The sequence below is a fragment of the Candidatus Thermoplasmatota archaeon genome (genome assembly GCA_022848865.1).
GTDB lineage: Archaea > Thermoplasmatota > Thermoplasmata > RBG-16-68-12 > JAGMCJ01 > JAGMCJ01.
Window position 1 is genome coordinate 1 of sequence record JAJISE010000023.1, and the last position, 21,948, is coordinate 21,948.

19 protein-coding genes are annotated in these 21,948 nt (G+C 58.9%); 7 read left to right on the forward strand and 12 right to left on the reverse strand.

Annotated features, from left to right (window positions below; all coding sequences use genetic code 11):
- Positions 1-230: 230 nt before the first annotated feature.
- Positions 231-1,328 (forward strand): 2-hydroxyacyl-CoA dehydratase family protein, encoded by a 1,098-nt coding sequence (locus LN415_05690; protein ID MCJ2556586.1) that lies wholly within the window; start codon positions 231-233, stop codon positions 1,326-1,328.
- Positions 1,329-2,084 carry an acyl-CoA dehydratase activase gene (locus tag LN415_05695; GenBank protein ID MCJ2556587.1) on the forward strand — a complete coding sequence of 252 codons (756 nt, stop codon included), beginning with the start codon at positions 1,329-1,331 and terminating at the stop codon, positions 2,082-2,084.
- On the opposite strand, the gene LN415_05700 is transcribed toward LN415_05695, so the two are convergent.
- Entirely contained in the window at positions 2,085-3,641 is a 1,557-nt protein-coding gene (locus LN415_05700; GenBank protein MCJ2556588.1) for an AMP-binding protein, read from the reverse strand. It abuts the gene before it with no gap.
- A gap of 43 nt (positions 3,642-3,684) precedes the next feature.
- Complete coding sequence (locus LN415_05705; GenBank protein MCJ2556589.1) at positions 3,685-3,897, reverse strand: hypothetical protein; 213 nt, start codon at positions 3,895-3,897, stop codon at positions 3,685-3,687.
- 83 nt (positions 3,898-3,980) lie between these two features.
- Here LN415_05705 and LN415_05710 point away from each other — a divergent pair, with 83 nt between their 5' ends.
- Positions 3,981-4,928, forward strand: a complete 948-nt coding sequence (locus tag LN415_05710) for a GNAT family N-acetyltransferase (protein ID MCJ2556590.1) — start codon at positions 3,981-3,983, stop codon at positions 4,926-4,928.
- Here LN415_05710 and LN415_05715 read toward each other — a convergent pair.
- Positions 4,917-5,822 (reverse strand): metallophosphoesterase, encoded by a 906-nt coding sequence (locus tag LN415_05715; protein ID MCJ2556591.1) that lies wholly within the window; start codon positions 5,820-5,822, stop codon positions 4,917-4,919. The two genes, LN415_05710 and LN415_05715, sit on opposite strands and share 12 nt — an antisense overlap.
- Before the next feature lie 93 nt (positions 5,823-5,915).
- On the opposite strand from LN415_05715, the gene LN415_05720 reads away from it, so the two are divergent.
- Positions 5,916-6,326, forward strand: a complete 411-nt coding sequence (locus LN415_05720) for a hypothetical protein (GenBank protein ID MCJ2556592.1) — start codon at positions 5,916-5,918, stop codon at positions 6,324-6,326.
- Positions 6,327-6,349: 23 nt separating this feature from the next.
- Here LN415_05720 and LN415_05725 read toward each other — a convergent pair whose 3' ends face one another.
- Genes LN415_05725 through LN415_05760 form a run of 8 tightly spaced genes read right to left on the reverse strand, consistent with a single transcriptional unit; the run spans position 6,350 to position 13,835 of the window.
- Positions 6,350-8,848, reverse strand: coding sequence for an FAD-dependent oxidoreductase (locus tag LN415_05725; GenBank protein MCJ2556593.1), 2,499 nt, complete (start codon positions 8,846-8,848; stop codon positions 6,350-6,352).
- A gap of 15 nt (positions 8,849-8,863) precedes the next feature.
- On the reverse strand, positions 8,864-9,148 hold the full coding sequence (locus LN415_05730; protein MCJ2556594.1) for a ferredoxin: 285 nt from the start codon (positions 9,146-9,148) through the stop codon (positions 8,864-8,866).
- Positions 9,145-10,020 (reverse strand): benzoyl-CoA reductase, bzd-type, subunit Q, encoded by an 876-nt coding sequence (gene bzdQ / locus LN415_05735; protein MCJ2556595.1) that lies wholly within the window; start codon positions 10,018-10,020, stop codon positions 9,145-9,147. Before bzdQ ends, LN415_05730 begins: the two co-directional genes overlap by 4 nt.
- Positions 10,020-10,802, reverse strand: coding sequence for an acyl-CoA dehydratase activase (locus tag LN415_05740; GenBank protein ID MCJ2556596.1), 783 nt, complete (start codon positions 10,800-10,802; stop codon positions 10,020-10,022). Before LN415_05740 ends, bzdQ begins: the two co-directional genes overlap by 1 nt.
- Position 10,803: 1 nt before the next feature.
- Positions 10,804-12,108: a benzoyl-CoA reductase, bzd-type, subunit O gene (gene bzdO, locus LN415_05745; GenBank protein ID MCJ2556597.1), complete on the reverse strand. Its 1,305-nt coding sequence runs from the start codon at positions 12,106-12,108 to the stop codon at positions 10,804-10,806.
- A 9-nt stretch (positions 12,109-12,117) separates the two neighbouring features.
- The gene (bzdN, locus tag LN415_05750; protein ID MCJ2556598.1) at positions 12,118-13,242 is read right to left on the reverse strand and encodes a benzoyl-CoA reductase, bzd-type, subunit N; all 1,125 of its coding nucleotides are present in this window, start codon (positions 13,240-13,242) and stop codon (positions 12,118-12,120) included.
- Entirely contained in the window at positions 13,243-13,683 is a 441-nt protein-coding gene (locus LN415_05755; GenBank protein MCJ2556599.1) for a GNAT family N-acetyltransferase, read from the reverse strand.
- Positions 13,683-13,835 (reverse strand): DUF2080 family transposase-associated protein, encoded by a 153-nt coding sequence (locus tag LN415_05760; GenBank protein MCJ2556600.1) that lies wholly within the window; start codon positions 13,833-13,835, stop codon positions 13,683-13,685. Before LN415_05760 ends, LN415_05755 begins: the two co-directional genes overlap by 1 nt.
- 407 nt (positions 13,836-14,242) lie before the next feature.
- On the opposite strand from LN415_05760, the gene LN415_05765 reads away from it, so the two are divergent.
- Positions 14,243-14,806 (forward strand): hypothetical protein, encoded by a 564-nt coding sequence (locus LN415_05765; GenBank protein MCJ2556601.1) that lies wholly within the window; start codon positions 14,243-14,245, stop codon positions 14,804-14,806.
- A 42-nt stretch (positions 14,807-14,848) separates the two neighbouring features.
- Here LN415_05765 and LN415_05770 read toward each other — a convergent pair whose 3' ends face one another.
- Entirely contained in the window at positions 14,849-17,758 is a 2,910-nt protein-coding gene (locus tag LN415_05770; GenBank protein MCJ2556602.1) for an ABC transporter substrate-binding protein, read from the reverse strand.
- Positions 17,759-18,465: 707 nt separating this feature from the next.
- Here LN415_05770 and LN415_05775 point away from each other — a divergent pair.
- Both LN415_05775 and LN415_05780 read left to right on the forward strand, forming a co-directional pair.
- A complete protein-coding gene (locus LN415_05775; GenBank protein MCJ2556603.1) occupies positions 18,466-20,916 on the forward strand; it encodes a PKD domain-containing protein in 2,451 nt (816 codons plus the stop codon).
- 458 nt (positions 20,917-21,374) lie between these two features.
- Positions 21,375-21,653: an RNA-binding protein gene (locus tag LN415_05780; GenBank protein ID MCJ2556604.1), complete on the forward strand. Its 279-nt coding sequence runs from the start codon at positions 21,375-21,377 to the stop codon at positions 21,651-21,653.
- The last annotated feature ends 295 nt before the right edge of the window (positions 21,654-21,948 follow it).

A 21,948-nucleotide genomic window follows, 5' to 3' on the forward strand; every position in this document is an offset into this window, starting at 1 on the left:
CACCGGCAAGCTGAACATCTCCTACGCGGGCCGGACCTTCGCCCTGGCCAACGGCATCGCCAAGGAGAAGCAGGACGTGTACCTGAAGGGGGATTGAGCTGAGCGAACCGAAGAGGAAGAAGATCCGCGCCTCCAAGCAACTGCGCGAACTGCTGACACAGCACTACGAGGAACTGGACGAGGCCGCCAACGACGGCGGTAAGGTCGCGTGGTGCTCCAGCGTCGGACCGATGGAAGTGCTCGTGGCATTCGGCTTCAAGGTCTACTTCCCCGAGAACCACTCTGCGCTGATCGGCGCGCGAAAGATAGCTGATGATTACATACCCGTCGCCAACGCGGTCGGGTACTCACCCGAGATATGCTCGTACCTGACGAGCGACATAGGAGCCTATCTGAGGAACGAGACGCCGCTCAAGGACGCCTACGGCGTGTCCTCGATACCGAAGCCCGACGTTCTGGCGGTGAACACGAACCAGTGCCGCGACCTGTACGAGTGGTTCTCCTTCTTCGGGCGGCGCTTCGACGCTCCGGTCTTCAGCATCCACCCGCCAAAGTACCTGGACGAGGTGGAGGAGCACCATGTCGATGACGTGGCGGTCCAGTACGAGGACATGATCGCCCAGCTCGAGAAGATAACCGGCGAGCGGCTGGACGAGGCCAAGCTGAAGGAGGCGGTCGCGCTCTCGCTCGAGGCGACGGAGCTCTGGAAGGGCTTCCTTGACACGGCGGTCCATGTGCCATCGCCGCTCACGTTCTTCGACGGCACGATACACATGGCGCCGATCGTCGTCATGCGGGGGCTGCAGGTCGCCGTGGACTACTACAAGCAGCTCAAGGCGGAGATGGACGAGAGGCTCGAGAACGGCATCGCCGCCGTGGATGATGAGCGGTTCCGCATCTACTGGGAGGGCATGCCCGTCTGGGGTCGGCTGCGCAAGCTCTCAGAGCAGTTCGTCGACCTGAGGACTTGTCTCGTCGCGTCCACGTACTGCAACAGCTGGGTATTCGACGACATGACGCCCGATGACCCGATAAGGAGCATGGCCCTCGCGTACACGAAGGTCTTCGTCAACCGCTCCGAGCCCGCCAAGGAGAGGTACATCCTCGACGAGATCAAGAGGTTCAAGGCGGACGGGATAATCTTCCACGACGCGAGGACGTGTCCTGCGAACTCGAACGCGAGCTACGGGATGCCCGCCAGGATGATGGAGGACCACGGGATACCGACGCTCACGCTGGACGGGGACCTGAACGACCTGCGCTGCTGGTCGGACGAGCAGGCGACGACGAATATCGAGGCGTTCATCGAGCAGCTGGAGGAGAGGTGAGTGTTCGCCGGGATCGACGTCGGAGCTTCCGCCACGAAGTGCATGATAATCGACGAGGGCAAGAACGAGCTCTCTTCGGCGGTCAAGCGGACTGGCATGTCGCTTCGCAAGGTCGCGGACGAGGTCTACAAGGAGGCCCTGAGCGGGGCTGGCCTGGAGCTTGACGGGATCAAGGTCGTCGCCACTGGCTTCGGGCGGAAGAACGTGGACTTCGCGGACTCCATCCGGACCGAAATCAGTTGCCACTGCAAGGGTTGCTATCACCACTTCCCCCGCGCGCTGACGATAGTAGACATCGGCGGGCAGGACACGAAGCTCATCAGGACGAACGTGGAGGGCAAGATCATCGACTTCAAGATGAACCGCAAGTGCGCGGCGGGAACCGGCGCCTTCCTGGAAGAGATAGCGCGCAGGATGGACGTCCCCTTGGAGGAGATGAACGGGATCGCCCTGTCCTCCGAGCGGGAGATCGAGATAGGCTCCTATTGCACCGTCTTCACCGCGACAGAGATACTGTCCAAGATCCGGGAGGGCGAGAAGCAGGAGGACATCGTTCGCGGGGTCTTCGGCTCCGTCATCAAGAGGATCCAGGAGATGAACCCGCTCATCGGAGATGTCGTGCTCACTGGCGGGGTGGTTGCGCACAATGAAATTCTCTTCGACCTGCTCGAGGAAGCGCTCGGGCGGGAAGTACTGAAACCGCCAAAACCGCAGTTCACGGGAGCGTTCGGTGCGGCCCTCTACGCGATGATGTGACTACTCGACGGGCTTGCCGAACCTCTCTCTCAGTATCCGATGAAGGACTTTCCCAGTCGGTGTGCGGGGCATCTCCTCTTCGGTGATGAACCTCACCTTCTTGGGTTTCTTGAAGGCGGCCATCCTTCCCCGACAGAACTCGATGAGCTCCCTTTCGGTGCACTCTCTGCCGTTCTTGAGAACGACGACCGCTGTCACGGCCTCCCCCCACTTGATGTGCCGCTCTCCGATTATCGCGACCGCCCTGACCGAAACGTGCTCTCCGATCATGCCCTCCACTTCGGACGGGAACACATGCTCCCCGCCAGTGATTATCATATTGTCCTTCCTGTCCACGAGGGTGTAGTAGCCCTCCTCGTCCTTGCGCGCCATGTCGCCCGCGCTGAAGTAGTCGCCTATGAAGGCGGCCTTCGTCTTCTCGGGCTGATTGTAGTACTCGTCGAACATCATCGGGCCGCGCGAGTAGAGCTCGCCCACGTCGCCGACAGGGACCTCGTTCCCGTCCTCGTCCAGCACCCTGAGGACGTCCGTGCCGGCGCACTCCTGACCGATGGAGCCCAGCTTACGCATCTGGTCCTCCGGTCTCAGGAGAGTAACGAGCCCCGCCTCCGTCGACCCGTAGGCCTCGAACAGCTCCACGTCCTTGAAGAAGTCCATTATCTCCAGCTTCGTCTTCTTCCACACCGGTGCCGAGGAGCAGAGGATGGACCGCATCGAGGAGACGTTGTATTTGCTCTTCACCCCGTCGGGAAGCGAGAGTATCAGGTTGTAGTGCGTCGGGATGAGCGACGTGAAGGTGATGTTCTCCCTCTGTATGATCTGCAGGACCTCCTCAGGGTCGAAGCTCTTCTCCTTGTGTATGTACACGCTCGCGCCGATGTACGTGAAGACGAATGAGTAGAACGTCGAGTTGACGTGGAAAAGGGGCATCACTATCAGCCCGTAGTCGCTGTGCCTGAAGCCGAACTCGACCTCGTTTATCAGGTAGAACGCCGTGTACGACGCGTGGGAGCGCACCACGCCCTTGGGCACGCCCGTCGTGCCGGACGTGTAGAGGATGACCCATGTGTCCTCGTTCTTGATCTCGACAGCAGGCTCTTCCTCGCTGCCCCCGTCTAGCAGCTCCTCGTAGTCCAGGTAGCCCTCCGCTGGCTCGCCGTTCAGGCAGACGAACCTTCCAGGGTCCACGGACAGCTCGTCCCTTATCTCGTTGATCCTGTCCACGAAGTCCGTGTGGACCATGATCGCGGACGCATCCGAGTTGGAGAGGATGTACTTGAAGGCCCTGCTGGTCTGTCGCCAGTTTAGCGGGACGACGATCACGCGCGACTTCGCGGCGGCGAGGTAGACCTCCATGAACTCGATGCAGTTGTAGGAGACGACTCCCAGCTTGTCGCCCTTCTTGAGCCCCATGCCCAGGAGCGCGTTCGCGAGCTTGTTCACTCGCGTGTTCAGCTCAGAGAATGTCACCGACCGCCTCTCGTCCTTGAGGGCCATCTTGTCAGGGAACTTCGCCGCGTTGACTCGCAGTGATTCGCCCATGTCCAGCCAAGCCATGTCCTTCCTCCCCGAGGGTTAATGGGAAAAGCGATAGGGGTTCTTAAAGGGTTCTTTTCCGCGTGAAGATGACCTTGCAGTCCTCGCCCACGAAGCACTCCTTGCAGTCCTCGTCCATGCATTCTAGGTCGACTGGCTCGATCCTGACTTCGAATCCGAGCTCCTTGTACGTCTCCACCGCCTCGCTCAGGCGGGGCTCAGATATGATCGACTGCTTCTCCCAGCCATCCTTGACGAGTTCCTCCTCCTTGGTCATTCTGAAGCACGATAGCCAGTGCCGCTTATATGCATTATGCATGACCAACAGGCTTATCTGGTTCGAAGGGATTTCCTGGAGCGATGTCGAGCATCGAGTATCGACATCCGAGAGTGGAAGACTTACCCGTAATCTTGGATGTCATCAATGCCTCAAACCGAGACAACCCGCTCTGGGAGGTCCACGAGCTGGAGGAGTTCAGGAAGAACACGTTCGAGCACGAGGAGTGGGATGTGGAGGGTCACTGGGTCGCGGAACGGGCGGGCAAGTTGCTCGGCTACGGCGGTGCCAGGGTCTCGAAGTTGCGCCAGCAGGCGGGAGAGAGCGACGGATGGCTCGGCGTGTGGGTTCATCCAGAGGAAAGGGCGAGAGGCGTGGAGAACGAGATCGTGCAGCGGTCCGTGGACTACCTCCGCGCCAAAGGTATCCGGAAGGCCAAGTACTTCGACCTGAAGGGGACCGACTGGAGGGACACGGTCAGACATGACTTCGGCTTCAGCGCGGTCCACCGCGAGTTCTTCATGGTCAAGAAGGGCAGGGAACTGCCGGAGATGGCCTTGCCCGAAGGCCTAGGCTTCAGGGACTTCATGCTATCCAAGGCGAAGGACAAGCAGCTCGGGGACCTTGTGACTCTAGAGAACGATGCCTTCTCCGAGGACAAGAACTACACGCCGAACACGATCGACTCGCTCAGGAAGTGGAAGGAGTCATCGCCCAATATCGTCAGGATCAACTTCGCCGTGATGGAGGACAAGGTCGTCGGCGTCTGCATCTCCGAGATCGAGCTGATGCACAACAAGGTGCACAAGATCGATGCGGGATGGATCAGGCTCTTCGGCGTCGCCAAAGGCCACAGGAACAGGGGCATCGGGAAGGCCCTCCTGCACAACGGGATGCAGTGGCACTGGGACCAGGGGATGGACACGCTCTACGTCGGCGTGGACGAGTGGAACCCTCCCGCGGAGAGGGTGTACCGGTCAGTCGGGTTCAAGGTCGAGGACGAAGGCGCCATCTGGAGCCTAGACCTCTAGGAGCTGCAGGCCGCCGTCGACGTCGACCTTCACGTAGTGCGGCTCTATGTTGTATCCTTCATAGTGCCTCGTCGAGAGAATGCTCAGCAGGCGGTTGTCGAAGAAGTACCAGTACCCCTCCTGGAACATCTGATGGCTCCTTATCGCCAGGGAGATGTCATTGCTGTCCATGAACTCGTCAAAGATCCGGCGGCCGAACAGGTACCCGAAGCCGCGCTTGAAGTTGAACTCGAACCCCTCCTCTGCCTGCAGGTCCTCGCTCGGGTCACCCCACATCATCTGGCGGCTCGCCTCCTCCAGGTCCTCGAGACGCTTGGCCTTCTTGAGAGCCTTCAGCTCGCCCAGGGAGAACGGGCCCTCGTGGTGCGGGTCGAACGGGGTCCCGCCGTGGACGCCGAACACGCGGTTCCACTCCAGCAGGACGCAGTGGGGCATGGCTCCGAACACATCCTGATATCGCTTGAATCCTGACTCTCCGATGCACGGGTGGTCCGTAGCCGCGCGGCGGAAGCCGTAGATGTTGTTCAACTCCTCGCTCTCGTGGTTGCCCCTGAGCATGACCACTCGGTCGGGGAAGTGCACCTTCAGCATGCTGATGAGGTTGACCGTCGCCACCTGGTTCGGTCCCCTGTCAACGTAGTCGCCGAGGAGGATTAGGTAGGGCCTGTCCTCTGGCGGGAGGAACTCCTTGCTCAGGATCGATATGACGGTCCTCAGGTCCCCGTGGGTGTCCCCGATGATGACCGCCGGGCGGGGGTCCTGAAGACGCACGAGCGCGGGTTCCACATCAAGAAGCGTCTTCAGCTTCCTCTGGGTGCGCTCGATCTGCCCCTCCGAGAGCATCTTGATCTTGAAGGGGTCCTCCAGTATCTCCTCGAACGCGATCTCCTCCACGGGACACATCTAGGAAGGAATAGCGTTCGGTGTTCCTTATCTTTTCGGGTGTTTCCAAGAATCCTTTATACGCGGCAGGCATATCAGCCGCTCATGAGACCCTTGGACGAGAAGGACAGAGAGCTCGTTGATCTAGCCCGCGAGGTCGCCAAGAAGTTCACCAGAGTTCGATGGAACGGAGAGAAGCTGTCCGCGGTTGGCTCCGCCCTGCGCACGAAAGACGGTGATATCTTCTCGGGTCCGAACATCGACCATCCCGAATCTGCGCCTTGCTCGATGTGCGCGGAGTACACGGCCCTGGGGAAGGCGTACAGCGAAGGTCACACGGAGGTCGAGACGATCGTGGCGTGCTGGCACAAGAACGGCGATGACGGAGTCATACCACCGTGCGGCAGGTGCAAGGAGTTCATGAGGCTTTTCGGCAATCCATGGGTCATCATCGAGACGGATGAAGGTCCGAGAAAGGCGAGATTGGACGAGATACATCCTTACGCGCCTAAGTAGCGAGTTATGAGTCTAGGCGCTCTCTAGAACAGATCATCCATCTCGTCGTTGTACCTGGGCATGCTCCCCTTCTTCTGGAGGAACTGCTGTATCAGCTCGGTCTCCCTCTTGGTGTACATCATGTCCTCTTCGAACGTGAAGAACTTCGCGTCGTCCTTCGTCTGCAGCTCCCCCGCCAGGGTCGCCCTCATGTTCTGCGATCCCGCGATGTAGACGACCTCCTTGTTCTCATCGAGCAGCTGGATCACGCCGTCCGCTTCCGGGACAGCATCGATGTTCTCCTCCGTGAACGCGAGCCACTTCTCTGGCGGGAACCTCGGCCTCTCGAGCTTGAGCCGCATGTCGCACTGCAGGCACCTGCTCGACTCCAGGCGGGCGTCATCCTCACCATAGCCCAGCTGTATCAGGTCGAAGCTCTTCGTCCGCTCGTTGAGCGGGAGCGACGGCATCTCCGTCATCTTCCTGCCCGCAAAGCCTTCCTCCCTGCCGAAGCTCTGGGAGAACTCGACATCGGGCGCAAGGACCTCCTCGATCTCTCCGTTCCCGCCAAGGTAGCGGTCTATCGAGATGGCCGCGTCCCTGCCTGTCTGGATCGAGTCTATGACCGAGGCGGGCCCTTTGGCGGCTTCCCCGCCCGCGAAGACGCCGGATACATTGGTCGCCATTGAAGCGTCAGTCACGATCACTGGTCCACGCGTCTGCACATCCTCGCCCAGGAATGAGAAGTCGGGCGCCTGACCTATCGCCATGATGACGTAGTCAGCGTCCATCATCGTGCACGTGGATTCGTCGTATTGCGGGCTGAATCGCCCGTTGTCATCGAACACGCGCGTGCAGCACTTCAGCTCGATGCCCGTCACCTTGTCGTCCACGATCGTGATGCGCTTGGGTCCCCAGCAGGTGTTCATGTTCACGCCCTCGTTGCGGGCCTCCTCTATCTCCCACTCGAAGGCGGGCATCTCCTCGTCCGACTCCAAGCACGCGAGGTCCACCTTCTCCGCGCCGTTCCTCAGAGCGGAGAGCGCAACGTCAATCGCCACGTTCCCGCCGCCGATGACCAGAACCGTCCCGCTCAGCGGTTTGGCGGCTCCCGCCCGAACCTCCCGCAGGAAGTCGACGCCCCACAGGACGTCCGGATGGTCCGAGCCCTCGATGTCCAGCCTTCTGCTGAGCTGCGCACCCGTGGCGATGAGGACGGAGTCGTGCTCGTTCCTGAGCTGCTCAAGCGATACGGACTCACCGACCTTCGTGTTCGTCCTCGCCTCGATGCCAAGCTCGAGTATGTCCTCGATGTCCTTGTCCAGCGGCTCGTCGGGCAGCCTGTAGCTCGGGAAGGTGGAGCGCATCATCCCGCCAAGCTCCGAATCGCCCTCGAAGACCGTGACCGAATGCCCGAGCCTCCTCAGGTAGTAGGCGGCCGTCAGTCCGGCGGGTCCCGAGCCCACGACTGCGATGCTCTTCCCCGTGTCCGGGCGGGTCTTGGCCCTGCTCTTCCACGAGCCGTCGTCGTTCTTGGCGGCGTATCTCTTCAGCCCGCAGATGGCTATGGCCTCGGACACCTCTCCTCGCCTGCAGGTCTCCTCGCACGGATGGAAGCACACCATGCCGAGCGTCAGCGGGAAGGGCGCCTTCTCCCGCACGATAGCGGTCGCGTCAGCGTACTTCCCTTCCTTGATGAGTCGGATGTATCGCGGGACGTCGATCCCGACAGGGCAGTCCCTCTTGCACGGGACGAGGTCCGTCTCGCGGGTGGCGAACTCGATGCCCTTGTCCTGCAACGCACCTGTCGGGCAGACCTCTACGCAAGCGCCGCAGAACTTGCAGTCCGAGTCGCCGAGCGTGGGGGCCACCGTGCCGACGATGTAGTCCTCGCCGTCGAAGATGAAGCCGAGCGCGTTGATCTCCCGCACTTCGCCGCACGCCCTGACGCACCTGGTGCAGTTGATGCAGAGCTCGTTGTCGCGCACGATGAGCGGTTCCTGATCCTGAATGGAGAGCTTTCGCGTGACGTATCTAGGCGTGTCGATCGGTATGCCGATGTACTCGGCCACCCTCTGCAGCTCACACCGCCCGAGCTCCGGGCAGCACCGCTCCTCCCAAGGGACGTCCATGGAGCACGGCTCTCGCGGGCAGCCCTCAACCTGCTCGCACGTCAGACAGACATGCGGGTGCGTCGCCAGTATCTTGCTGAGGTTCTTTCGCCTCTCCGCCACGACGCGTTCGGTGTTAGTCAGGACCACCATGCCTTCTTCGGCGGGCGTGTCGCACGCGCGGACGAGCTCCTCCTCTCCCTCGATCTCGACGAGACATAACCTGCAGCCGTCGAACTCCCGCGGGGACGCGCATTCGAACTTGTCCTCGCCGCGATACACGACCTCGGCGGGCTTCCCGCCAGCGCCTGGCGGCAGGCTCGGATGGTAGCACAGCCTGGGGATGTAGACGTCCGTCCTGTCCGCGGCCTGCAGAATAGAGTCTCCGTCCTCTGCGGAGAACTCGGTTTCATCGATGCGAATGGATACCATGCGACTCAATCCCGATTACCAGGAGTGCTCGATCGCGTCTTCCTTGCACGCCTCTATGCACGGCGGCGTGGATTCCTTGCCCACGGGCTTGCACGGCGCGCACGTGTACTTGATCTTCCAGCGCTCCTTCTCCGTGACGGCGGGCATGTCATCGGCCTCGATGTCGAAGTCGTTGGCCACCATCTCCAGCACGCCTGCGGGACACACCTTCACGCACTCCTCGCAGCAGTTGCACTTGTCCGTGTCTATGGTGATGAAGTACTCGCCCGAGCCGTCCTTGTAGCCGTAGTTCGCTTTCATCCTTTTCCCTTCTCCACGAGCGTCTTTCCGAACAGGGCACCGCCGACCGCGCCCGCGATCTGGGTGTCCTTCTCCGTCTTGAGGGCCTCGATCTTGAGCTCCCGCTCTATCCTCTTGACCACGCCCACGTTCTTCGCGATGCCGCCCGTGATGGCGAACTCCTTCTCCATGCCCAGCCGCTCGATCAGCGTGAACACTCGGTGCGCCATTGCGGCGCAGTAGGCGGCTATGACCTTGTTCTTCGGCCAGCCCTCTCTGAGGAGCTGGGACGCTTCCGCTTTCGCGAAGACGACGCAAGTGCTGCTGACCTCGGGCGGCTCCTCGTCGATATCGAAAGACAGCTCGCCGATGTCCTGTATGTGCACGCCCAGCAGGTCCGCGAAGACCTCCATTCCTCTCCCTGTGCCCGCAGCGCACTTGTCGTTCATCAGGAAGGCGGTCACCTTCCCGCGCTCGTCGCATCGGATGGCCTTGCAGTCCTGCCCGCCCATGTCCAGGACGGTTCGCACGGACGGTCCGTACATCCAGTTGGCGCCGCGAGCGTGACACGCGATCTCGGTTATCGCCTTGTTCGCGAAGGGCACGTTCACTCGCCCGTAGCCCGTGCCGACGACGTATCGGATCTTGTCGAGGCTCATCCCCGTGTCCTTGAGCGCCCAGTCCATCGCGTTCCTGGCACTTTCCGGGCTGTCCGACCCCGTCCTCATGTTGCTGTAGGCGAACAGCTCACCGTCGCCCATGACAACCGCCTGCGAGCTCACCGAGCCGATGTCCACGCCTGCGGTTATTATCTCGAAATCCTCCCAGTTCAGCTCCGGTGACTTCCAGTTGTACTCCTTCCATCGCCAATACTCCGACTCCTTCTTCTCCATCAGGAACCACCTCCTGCGCGTGCGGACGCGACCCTCGCCGCGCCGAGAGCAGCAACGTACTCAGGATCCTCTGGAATAGTCACGTCCATGTTGAGCTCCCTCTTCAGCGATTCCACGAAGCCCACGTTGTTCGCCATGCCGCCCACGAGCACGATGTCCTGCTCTATCGACAGCCTTCTCGCCATCGATGATATGCGGCTCGCGATCGCGTCGTGGATCGCGCGGGCTATGTTCTCCTTCGACGTCTTCTGGTGGACCAGCGTGACCACTTCCGACTCCGCGAAGACGGCGCACTGCGCGTTCATCGGGACCGCCTCCGTTGCATTCAGCGAGAGCGGGCCGATCTCCTCGACCTCTATCTCAAGGGCCCGAGCCATTGCCTCCGTGAAGGAGCCCGCGCCGGCTGCGCATCGCTCGTTTATCACGAAGTCCAGGACCTTGCCCTCCGCGTCGGTGTGCATGGCCCTTCCCTCTTCCGCGCCCACGTCGATCACTGTCCTCGCGGACGGTACCAGCATCGTGGCGCCCTTCGAGGCGGCGGTCACCTCCGTCAGCTCGTCCGTCTTGAAGTGGACCGCGGTCCTTCCTGACCCCGTGGCCGTGATGTACCCGATGTCCTCTTCCTTCACGCCAGCCGTGCCCAACGCCTCCTGGAATGCATCGTCGATGGACTTCTTCTGCTCGAAGCCGACGAGCTTGCTGGACTTCGCTATCACGTTGCCGTCGTCCATCAGGATGACCTTCACGAACTTCGCCCCGACATCAACACCTGCTACCTTCATCTCATACCTCCTTCATGATCCCGAGGGTCTCCATGAACGCGTCTATCCGCCCCATGGTCCTCGCCTCGTCGAACTCCCGCTCGTCCCCCATGTTGCCCTCGAATATCATCACCGGGTATCCGGCCTCCTGGAGGGCGAGCCTGTTCTCCGCGATGCCGAGACTGAGGCCCTCGCACCCGCGGTTGTAGTGCAGCAGGACGCCGTCCAGCTTCCACTCGCGGGCGATGCGTATCATCATGTCGCTCTTGTACTTGGGCGAGTAGAAGTGCTGCCACTCAGGCTTGGCGAGGTTCCACTTCACCAGTTCCGTGAGGGCCTCGTCCCTGTTGGTTATGGAAGTGCCCAACTCCATGGGCGTGGTCTTCGGTCCCCACGAGCCGTCCTCCTTCACCTCGAAGAGGCCGATGAGCCCGAACGTGTAGAGCGAGCCGATCGAGACGCACCCGTACTGCTCTAGGTACCTGAACACCCTGAGGAACGCCCACGGCGGCTGCGTGTCGGTCATGACCCTAGTCGTCTCGGTCGGAACCGCAGCGATCCCGCGCTCCACGCGGTCCTTGGTCTCGTCCCTGAGCTTCTCGTAGAAGTCCGCGACGACCTTGCTGTGCTTCATCAGCGTGCCGAGCACATAGAGCGAGTACATCGACTTCTCGTCCAGCGGTGCCGGGATTGCCTTGTTCAGCGCGCAGGTCTCCGCCCACGCCGAGGTCGAGCGGAACTCGTTCTTGACGGCCTCGATGAGCTTGTTGTCGTCGTACGTGCGCCCGGTGACCTGCTCCATCCACTCTATGCCGTCGTGCAGCTGCCCGACGATGTATTCGATGCGGTTCTCGTCCGCTTCCTCGTGCGGGCCCACCGCTACATCGATGCAGTAGTAGGGCACGCCGCCCTCGAGCTCTGCCGCGACCTGGTACCACTTCGCGTGGCTGCAGCAGATGTGGTCCGTCCAGATGAAGTCCGGCTTGGGGAACTCCCCGCCGAAGTTGTACTTGTTCAGCAGGATCGAGCCCCAGTAGTTGCGCATGTACGAGCAGAGGTCGCGGGCGAAGCCGTACTTCTCCGTCGCTTCAAGGCACTCGTCCGAGAACTCCTTGTTGAACGCGATCGAGGCGGCGTACGGCTCTCCCGTGAGCGAGTGGACGTCGTCCCCCAGCCCGGCGGGAACCGCGTCGAACGCCCACGCGCCGCCTGCCCAGCGAAGGCCGCCCTTCTCGTGCGCCTCCGCGAAGTCCTTGTAGTAGCCCAGGCGGATGTCCTTGGCCTCGCCCCATGTCTTCAGCTTCTCAGTTGGATACTTGTCAGCCATCATATCACCTCAGAATAGGTCCTCCTCCATCAGCATCTCGAGGAACGCCTCCACGCGGGTCTTGAACTGTCCTATCGGAACTGTCACGTCCAGCTCGAGGAAGAGCGTCGGGATGTCGTTGCTCTCCAGCTCGTTCTTAATCGCGGGGATGTCCAGCTCGTGCGGGTCGCAGAACTTCTGCTGCACGAGGATGGCGCCCGCCGCGTTGTAGTCCTTCGCGAGCTTCATGATGTGCGGGAGCCTCGACCGCTCGCCCCAGTCCTTGCTCGGGCAGCGCGGCCTGTCGATGTACCGCTGGGCTATCGCCTCGAGCGGGCTGCCGTTGGGTTCGACCGTGTTCCAGAAGTACCTGCTCCCGGTGCAGTGGTCGTCCACGACAAGGGTGGCGCCGCAGCCCTCGACCATGTTGATGAACTCCGTGTCGTCGTCCTCGCTGCCTATGATCATCAGCCGCTGTCCGACGTTCCTGTCCGCATTGCGCCCGTCCAGCTCCTTCAGCGTGCCCTCGAGGGTGCTGCTGTGGTCGTCCTTGTGCATCATCTGCCCGGAGACGACCATGTACATCGCCTCGAGGCCCGTCAGCGGGGGTTTCTCGCCCTTGCGCGTCTCGTAGACCTGCATCATCAGCTCGCGGTTGCGGTTCATGATCTCTATCCCGCGGTTGAGGTCATCGTCCGTGATGGTCTTGCCCGTCCACTCCTCCACGGATTTCTTGAACTTCTCCATCTCTCCGACGAGGTAGGGCAGCGCGCGCGGGCTCTGCACGTTGTTGGGCATGGGCAGGTAGTAGCTGTACGGGACGGGGATGTGCATCTCCCAGCTCGTGTAGGCCTGCCTGATGTGCAGGCACGACTGGGATATCATGATGCCGTCCAGGTAGTCGTATCTGCCCTTGAGCCCCTGCGCCAGGCAGTCCCTGCAGAAGGGGCAGAACATGCCGAAGATGTAGGGCTCCGTCACGTCCTGAGGCTCGTGGCTTCCCAGGATGCGCACGGGCAGAACGTCCGCGGCGTAGAGGATCTCCTCCGGCACGTACGTGCAGAAGTAGCCCAGGACCTTGCCTCCCGTCTTCTCCTTCCATTCCTTCGCGTACTCGTGTCTTGCGTCGAACCATTCCTTGAACATCTCTATCATTCACAACCTCCTTTCCAGATTGATGAACTCGCTTCTCTCGAAGCCCAGTGACTTGAAGAACGCGAGCATGTCGCTGCTGTCCCACGGGACCGCGGTGAAGACCTGCTTTATGCCCTTGCGCTTGAAGTGGCTCAGGAGCTTCTTGCCGAGCTTCTTGCCGATGCCCTGGCCCATGAACTCGGGGTCGACTCCGACGATGACGATCCAGCCGCTCTTCTCGACGCCGAACTTGAGCGTTTTGACCTCTCCGATGATGAAGCCCGCCAATATGCCAGCGTACTCGGCGGCCAGGCACTCCTGCGGGTAGTCCTTGATGTGGGTCTCGAGCTCCTTCTTCCAGCCCGCCTTCGGGCTTCGGCCCGTTATCTTTCGCTGGATCTTGAGCGCGGACTGAACGTCCTGGCGCTTGAGCGATCTGATCTTGATTGGGTCCGTCGGCATTAGTCCACCCTGACGATCTTGACCTTCTTGCCGACCCAGTCTGGCGGGAGGTAGATCCTGCCGCTGTTCCCCGCCTGCTTGACCTCCTTCTCGAGCATCTCCTGACCGTAGACCTCGAACTTGACTTCCTTGGGTTTCTTGGGGTCTGCCATCTGGTCCTCCGCCTCCTCACGGTTGTACAACAAGTGCAGTGTGGTTATATTGTAACTACATTATAACGGTTTCTACGGGTCACGAGCAGGATCTCCGAGAGGCGGGATGATAGGAGCGGGATTTTCAGAATAGAAGTTGGACAGAGGATTCTCGGAGGAATCTCGAAGGATGAGCGGAGGTATCTTATAGGAAGCATATGCGGAGCATATAGGAATCCTATGAACTGCCTATGAAAAGCTTATAGAACGCCTATACGGAGCCTATATGGATCATGGAGCAGGTTCGAATCAAGTGTCTGGTAGTAGTATGGAAGTTTTATAAGAGAAGTATGCTATTCACGGACGAATCTCGGAGGAGTCCCGCAGGAAACCTGGAGACAGGACGGACCGAGATCAGGGGGAGAACAATGAAATCAAAAGGTAATCTGGTTGTGAAATATGCTAGCGGCGGAGTGGGAAAGCAGCTCATCGCGAAGACGTGGAAAGGAAGACCGTATCTCGCGAGCTATCCCTACTACCCGGACGACAGGAAGTTCTCGGAGAAGCAGCTCGACCATCAGATGCGGTTCAGGCGGGCGACCTCGTACGCGAAGGGAACCATCGATCAAGAGCTCGTGCCCGAGGCCTACGAGCGCATCGCCGACAGGAAGAGACTCACCGTCTACAACGTGGCCATCAAGGACTTCTTCCACCCGCCGGACATCTTCTCCATAGGCATGGAGGAGTACACGGGCAAGAAGGGAGGGGAGATAGTCGTCGAGGCCTTGGACGACGTTGAGGTCACCTCTGTTCACGTCGTGCTCAGGCGGGAGGGCGAGATCATCGAGAAAGGCGATGCGGTCCAGGACAAGTACAATGTCGCGGCATGGCATTACAAGACGCAGAAGGAGAACGGCATCGAGGGCACGGTCGTGGAAGCATACGCCAAGGACATCCCCGGGAACGTGACCAAGGGCGAAGTTGAGCTGTGATATTCTAGCATTCGGGTGAGACGCGTCGTACTTCTCATTGCACTACGACACTTCCACCGTCCAGACAGTGTCTGCTTCTACCTTCACCCAATACGCCTCTCCCGCCTGAAGCACTTCCGCGTTCCCGAGCACTCTCAGGAAGTTCGGCGGGGCAAGATCATACCCCTCCACCCTTGTGGCTCCGATCTCCGCCTTAAGGTCTGAAACGGTGTAGGAGGAGTTGAAGGAGGGAAATGATACGAGGTTCCATCCGGCATGGAGATGTATCGTCGTCTGAGCGGGAACGATTCCCGCCACGGTGAGGTTGCAGTTGCTCGTCACATTCACCCACAAGCCCATGGTGTGATTCGCATTCCACATTCCTTTCCTGTATCCCTTGGATTTCATGTACCATTTCCACTCCCGAGAGGAGGAGTCGTAATACCAGGCTTTGTCATATCCGACTGTCTGAAGGACCGGTTCTATGGCCTCGTTGATTTGAATGAGCGGGACAGACACGAGATTGGGACCCTTCGTGAGCGGGCGATTGAATTTTGCTGCCTGTTCGTTCGAACAAGATGAGTTATCGCCCGAATCCATCGCGCAGACCAGGTAGAAGTACCTGTTTGGGTCACCATCACCAGCTCCTATGTGCTCGTATTGAGCAGTCCCGTTTGCTACGGAACCGAGAAGGAAGTACCCCATTCCATCGGGGTCGTAGGCAGAGCCAGTTAGTATCTCGTAGCCGGTAACGCTGAGGTCTCCTTGCCCGTCGTCCTCCGACAGCGCCCATTCGATGGTCACATTCTCATACCCCGTCCCCGACAGGCGCGCGCCTGTCAGTGTCGGAGGGTGGCTGTTGACCACTGTGACCAATTCCGTGTCATTCCCAGTGAATCCCCACTTGCTTGCATTCGCAGTTACAGCGAAGTACCTATTCGAATCGACAATCTCTGGAGCAGCAAACATGACTGGTCCCAGTGACCCACCAACCGTCAATCCGGAGTCTGGAACAATGGTGGGACCCGCAGGACTGCATGATATCGTGACTGCCGCATTGTCGACTGGATTTCCGATTCCATCAGTGACAAGAACCTCAAAGAGGAGTGTCTCGTTTTCATTCACGACGTTCCCGTCAAGGAAAGCAATCTCGACGGAGATGGAAGTCGGCGGGTGTATTCCGATCCACGACCAGAATGAGCCGACAAAGATCGAATCCTCAACTCCGATGGTCCAGTTGATGAACCTGTCCTCCCTATAGGCCTCCAGATAATGCACGAAATAAAGTGTGTCGTAAGGAAGAGCGTCTGCGAGTAACCCGCTGCACTGCTTGATTCCGTCCTCCTGTCTGTATGTGTCATACTCGGCGGTCACGTTGTCGATCAATACGTCGAACGTCGCGTTGTTGAACCCGTTGTAGTTCTGTCCGCCAGTCGCATTGGAGGAATGGAAGAACGCACCGTAGTAGAGAGGAGGCCCCGAACCTATGATCCAACCCAGAACCCACATCTCCATGTTCAGATTGTTAATACGATCGAAGAGGACTGCCATATCAAGATGGTTCGCAGTTGCGTTCAGATTGACAGCCGTCACGTTCTCCGCTATCATGTCGCATGCGCCTGCACGAACAGGGTCGTAGCTGACCTCGGGGCAGATTATCTCGATGGCTCTGTCACCGATTATGGGAAGATTGCGAAAACCGCTTGCATTGTACCCGAGACCGAGTCCCCCAACGGTATAGTAGTCATCCAGGACCTGCTGAGCGATTGTGAGGTTGTGCTCGTAGGTCGTGACTGAGGCATTGAGCCATCGCTCCCATTGAGGGAAGATCGGTTGAGTAGCGGTCATGCCATACCCTTGGAGCAGGTTCGTCACAATCGCCTGCTTGTCTATAAGATGAGAAATGGCCTTTCTCAAATAGTAGCCGTCGTCACCCTGTGACGGATCGTTGCCTGGATAGCCGAGCGGGGAAGACCTCATGTTGTAGCCGAGGTAGTAGAATCTGTTATCCAAGATAGTCGATATGCTGATGTTCGAATCAGAGAGCAGGCCATCAGCATAGGAGCGGGGAAGGGGCCAAGAGATTATGTCTATGTCACCGGCATGGAGGGCAGATACGGCATCTGGTTCGGAGCTGTACGGCAGGAACTCCATTCCATCGATGTAGGGTTTGTGCATGTATGCGAAGAACTCCCCCTGGCAGACCGGAGGGGTTCCTACCTTCACACAGTCAAGCGCATCGGCTCCGTAGTCCTCGAATCTGTTCATTTCCACAGACGTGCCGACAGTCCAGTTGCTGACAGCGAATGGTCCGACCCCAACGACCTCATCGACGGCGGGAGACCAGTTCTCCGCCGTGAAATAGTCGAAATGGCTCGGATTCGAGTCCGGTACCCCGTTCTTTGTTATCATGTCATAGGCATAGCCGAAGTCGGAGTGGATGTTCTGCCGCCAGTTGTTGCAGACACCGTCAACAGCCTGTAGACAGACTTTGCCCGTTCCCTCCCATATGTGTCTAGGGACAGGTACAACGCTACTCAGCGTGACCCTTATGAAGTCCAAGTAGAGGCCGTGTTGAGAGAAGTGAAGGGCGAACGTGAGTGCAATATCCGGCCCCACTGGTATTGAAGGATCCCATACGTCGGTGGCAGGCCAGACATTGAGCCACTTAGTCGTTGAGTAGTTCGATCCCGGGAGACCCCCGTTGTCCTTGAGTACTTCATTCTCGGAGGAAAGCGGGCACAGTGTTCTCACATGATAACTGAAGAGAAGGTCATGAATCGTCATCTGGATGCCATCGTGAGTAAGAACTCCGTTGAAATCATAGTAGGCGGTGACCTCGAATGGGGCCGTTCCGTCCACTTTGCTGAAGATACCGTACTCATCCAGGTCGAGCACACCATTCTCATCTGCATCGATCCCTTTGAGCAGATACGGGATGGGCCTTTCCGTGACGGGATCTAGATGAGACACTGGACCATACACGGGACGCAAGATGTTACCCGTCCACTCAAACTCAGGTTGCCCAGTTTGTATCCAATAGTCGAGAAGATTGGATGTCTGAAAGTCCGACTGTGTCCCGACTTTCAGTATCGCTGATCCGAGAGGTTCTTCCTCCCCGTTCTCATCACTGCATGACTGAGGAGCGATAGACAAGACCAGTATGAGAAAGCATAGCGAAGCTGCAGCTTTTCGCATGGATATCCTCCCAACAATCTGGTCAATTCGTTTCGTGGTATATAAGCCTAGAGTAGTTGAATGTAAGACAGGCAAACTCTGGACAGGGTCAATGGAAACCGGACGTCACAGAGGTGAACGCAATAGCAGTGACGAGCAGGCTTTCCATCTTCATACCCATATTGACGGTGACTATGTCAATGAGAAGTGAGGGAAAGGGGGACGCTCGGCTGAAACCAGTCGAAACCGAACGGCTCTTATGGCGGCCGTGGGGGACAGAGAGTTTTTCCTGTCTGCGAAACGTCGCACTCCATTATCGAGCACGACACGAGAACCAGGAGAGGACCTGCCCGGGAACGTGACCAAGGGCGAAGTGGAGCTGTAGACTGGAGACTCCTGCAGTGCATCGCATTGGGAACGAGTCCATCAACCATCCAAGGCGCGCCATCCACAGAAACCTTCTTATAGGCCAGAACTCGAATAGAGATTGGAGTGCGGGGGAGATGAAGAGAGACACATTCGGAGGGGTGTTGCTCGTGGCCGCGATCATGCTGTTTCCATGCCACTCCGGGGGAGACGAACCCTCGCTTCCGAGCGGCGAGGTCGTCATGAGCACTGACAGAGCGTGCTACTACCCCGGGGAGTATGTGAACATCACGGCAACAGGGTGGGCAGGGGTTCCCACCATTGGGGACTTCCCCATTAACTTCTGGGCGATAACCGACTCAGCTGGCGACCCCGTGTTCGAGACCGCCAATCTACTCCTGGCCACCGGTGGATTCATGGGGACCTTGAACGGAACGTGGAACCAGACCTACCGCTTTCCTTACGGTCAGCCTCCTTCGGGAGAACAGGTGCCTCCGGGAAGATATACGATCTTGTTCTACGAGATTCCCCGGCCCAACGAGACCGTACATGGCTGGATTCCTACAGAGATAGAGATTGGCGAATGTGGCGGCGGACCGATTGCCGATGCAGGGCCTGACCAGACAGGCTACGAAGGCGACGTGGTTCAGCTAAACGGAACCGGCTCCCGGGGCTCCTCCTTCGGGCTCTGGGAGGATACCTTCGGGAACAGCGCGAAGATATCCGAGATTGTCAACGCCACGATCCTAGACGGAAGCATAGTCCTCCAGAACGTGAGCCTCTCCATCATGCATACCTTCGACACTGATCCGGGGTTCGTGATCGAAGATGACATGCCCATCAACCGTATCTGGTGGAACGCGAGCAGGAAGGCGATTCAATGGTACACTGACCGCGAGGATCTACTCGACCACTACGAGAAGCTCGTTGGATTCCCGCCATTCCCGATAACCGATTCCATGGATTTCTCCGCTCAGGTGGACTACATGTACTGGCGGGCGGACACCTATGCCATTGGTGACCCGCTTCTCCTGCAGAAGAAGGAGAGCTGGCGGCTCGGGCAGAAGCACGGTCCCACGAACAATACTCTCTTGGTCCGAGTCTATGGAGGCGACCCAGACCACGGGGACCTGGACGGACTGTTCAACTTCATGATTGATGACGCCGGCGGAGCTCACATTGTGTACGGGATTGATCAAGACAAGCACTATTCGGAGCTCTTCACCTCCAGAGTCACTTGGGATTCGGAGACAAGGACGATGTCAGCGCACGTACGCGACGACTCTGGCAACATAGTCACAAACGGCTCGAAAGTCCTGGATGAGGGGTTCGTCTTTTCGAAATACGGGATTGGTAGCTACGGCGAGGGCGAGATTGACAACAAGCCGCACATCGGGGAGGGTCTCGCGGACAACATCAGCATCAGGGCCTTCGGGTACAAGACACCTGGCTGGATCGTATCGGAGTTGATCTCTCCCGAGGGATTGCTGTCGTGGGGCGTGCTGGATGTTGAAGCGACCGAGCCGGAGAGGACGCAGATCGAGATTCAGGTCCTCGATGAGTCCGGTTCGTCCATACTGCAGAATATCCGTCCAGACGACTGCCCTCTCTCGCTTGACGGGCTCATCGATCCGGTTCTCTTCCCAGGTATCAAGCTGAAAGCGGTTCTCACGACGGAGAGGAACGAAACCCCATCGCTTCTTGGCTGGAACGTGAGATACCAGACTGAGGGCGTGCTGGACTTCGAATGGGACATGAACCATCTCGTCGATTCCGACAGCGATGGCAATCTCACAAACGACGCGGATGCGACCGGCCCCACGCCAACTCACATCTACGGAGACGACGGTCTCTACGTCGTCACGTTGACCGTGACAGACGGGTCTGGGCTAAGCGATTGGGATATCTGCAACATCACAGTTCTCAACATCGCCCCCTCAGTGGGGGGAGCAGAGTACTACCTCAACGCATCCTTCGCCTTCCGAATCGCGGGTGAGAAGTGGCACAACGTTGAGATATACCTGTACGAGGACGGGACGGAAGTCGGATACGCAAGCATCACTCGATATCCAGGCAGCCCGAACGAGCAGATGGCCGACCTCGGCGAGTTCTCGATAGACTTCTCGAAGACGTACTCGGCGGTGGCGTACTACACGCCCGAGGACGATCCCATCAACGGACAGATCTGGGGGGCAACACCCGCGTGGGTGATACTCGACTACGAGGACGGGGAGGAGAGGATACATCACACGTTCAACGTGAGACACGAGGACACGTGGACATGGGAGATTGATGACTTCTCGCCCTACTTCCTGGGACACAACATCACATTCATGGCGACCGCATCCGACGCGGGGAGCGACGACCTCACATTCACGTGGGACTGGGGAGACGGCAATACGACAGAGAAGGTGTACTACAATGACGGAGTCGGACCCGATCCGTATCCCTCGCCTGAAGTGAACCCGATCACGGTCACAGACACGGTTCAGTATAGCTTCACCACATCGGGAACACATACAATCACTCTCACGGTGACGGATGATGACGGCGGGACGGAAACGCTTGTCCTTGTTCTTTCGCTATGATACGTCGGCCGTTCCGGAGACCCGAGCCCGTTCCAAGACCTTGAGCGGACTTGGCCCTGTGTCGTCAATATGCCCAGCAACCATCTGAAAAGGTGCCCGCCCAGGACGGCTCCCTGCATGCAGGAGAAAAACAACAGCGGGTCTTCCGTCCTGGACGACCGACCACGGATCGGAAGGACAAACCGGGATGTAGCGTCTCCAAATCGCAGTCGGGCATGATATCAAACCACCTCCAATCCTATAAGCATTCTGGTACACCGTTTTGTATAAAGCACCGCGCAAGCATGTCACCGAACGAGAACCGGCTGAACCGCTGAGGCCTGGTGCCATGCGTCAATGCGGGCGCGGCGAGATGAACATCGGCCAACCAGCATGACCAAAGGCTTAAATGGTTTGGCTGTACTAGCAGGCGACTGAGACGTCTCCTGGACAGTATCGGGAGACGCAAGAGGAATAGAATGAACATATACGTAGGAAATCTACCGCGTGAGGTCACCGAGAGTGAACTTCTGGAGGCTTTCCAAGCCTTCGGAGAGGTCGCATCGGCCAAGATCATCACCGACAAGCTCAGCGGACAGTCGAGAGGATTCGGATTCGTTGAGATGCCGACCGATGATGAGGCCGAGAAGGCGATCACGGGCCTTGATGGAAAGGACATGAAGGGTCGGACCCTGACTGTCAACAAAGCTCGCCCCCGTTCCGATAGCGATCGGGGTCGATCAGGGCGCTCTTGGTAGGCTCTCGTTCGGAAAAACAGTTACACAATGAAGATTCACACTCGAGTTGTGGATAGGGGAGTCCCCTGAACGGTTACGGCTTTTTTGATCTCCGTTCTAGTGTTGGGTGAGATTCCATCTAGATTAGCGGGAGCGATCCTCGTGTTGGGCTTGGCCGCCCTCCCGAGCTTCCGGTCCTTCGGACATCTCAATGTCCCAAAGGGATTGACCTCAAATGCCCTATGGTAGCGGCCGCGCCATCCGTCCGCGTCCATTGCCAAGAGGTGAACCTGAGAATGAGCGATGTGCCAGCAGA

Coding starts and splice junctions, on each gene's coding strand:
- LN415_05690 (MCJ2556586.1), top strand. CDS start 231: ATGGAAGTGCTCGTGGCATTCGGCTTCAAGGTCTACTTCCCCGAGAAC.
- LN415_05700 (MCJ2556588.1), bottom strand. CDS start 3,641: ATGGCTTGGCTGGACATGGGCGAATCACTGCGAGTCAACGCGGCGAAG.
- LN415_05705 (MCJ2556589.1), bottom strand. CDS start 3,897: ATGACCAAGGAGGAGGAACTCGTCAAGGATGGCTGGGAGAAGCAGTCG.
- LN415_05710 (MCJ2556590.1), top strand. CDS start 3,981: ATGTCGAGCATCGAGTATCGACATCCGAGAGTGGAAGACTTACCCGTA.
- LN415_05720 (MCJ2556592.1), top strand. CDS start 5,916: ATGAGACCCTTGGACGAGAAGGACAGAGAGCTCGTTGATCTAGCCCGC.
- LN415_05725 (MCJ2556593.1), bottom strand. CDS start 8,848: ATGGTATCCATTCGCATCGATGAAACCGAGTTCTCCGCAGAGGACGGA.
- LN415_05730 (MCJ2556594.1), bottom strand. CDS start 9,148: ATGAAAGCGAACTACGGCTACAAGGACGGCTCGGGCGAGTACTTCATC.
- bzdQ (MCJ2556595.1), bottom strand. CDS start 10,020: ATGGAGAAGAAGGAGTCGGAGTATTGGCGATGGAAGGAGTACAACTGG.
- LN415_05740 (MCJ2556596.1), bottom strand. CDS start 10,802: ATGAAGGTAGCAGGTGTTGATGTCGGGGCGAAGTTCGTGAAGGTCATC.
- bzdO (MCJ2556597.1), bottom strand. CDS start 12,108: ATGGCTGACAAGTATCCAACTGAGAAGCTGAAGACATGGGGCGAGGCC.
- bzdN (MCJ2556598.1), bottom strand. CDS start 13,242: ATGATAGAGATGTTCAAGGAATGGTTCGACGCAAGACACGAGTACGCG.
- LN415_05755 (MCJ2556599.1), bottom strand. CDS start 13,683: ATGCCGACGGACCCAATCAAGATCAGATCGCTCAAGCGCCAGGACGTT.
- LN415_05760 (MCJ2556600.1), bottom strand. CDS start 13,835: ATGGCAGACCCCAAGAAACCCAAGGAAGTCAAGTTCGAGGTCTACGGT.
- LN415_05765 (MCJ2556601.1), top strand. CDS start 14,243: ATGAAATCAAAAGGTAATCTGGTTGTGAAATATGCTAGCGGCGGAGTG.
- LN415_05775 (MCJ2556603.1), top strand. CDS start 18,466: ATGAAGAGAGACACATTCGGAGGGGTGTTGCTCGTGGCCGCGATCATG.
- LN415_05780 (MCJ2556604.1), top strand. CDS start 21,375: ATGAACATATACGTAGGAAATCTACCGCGTGAGGTCACCGAGAGTGAA.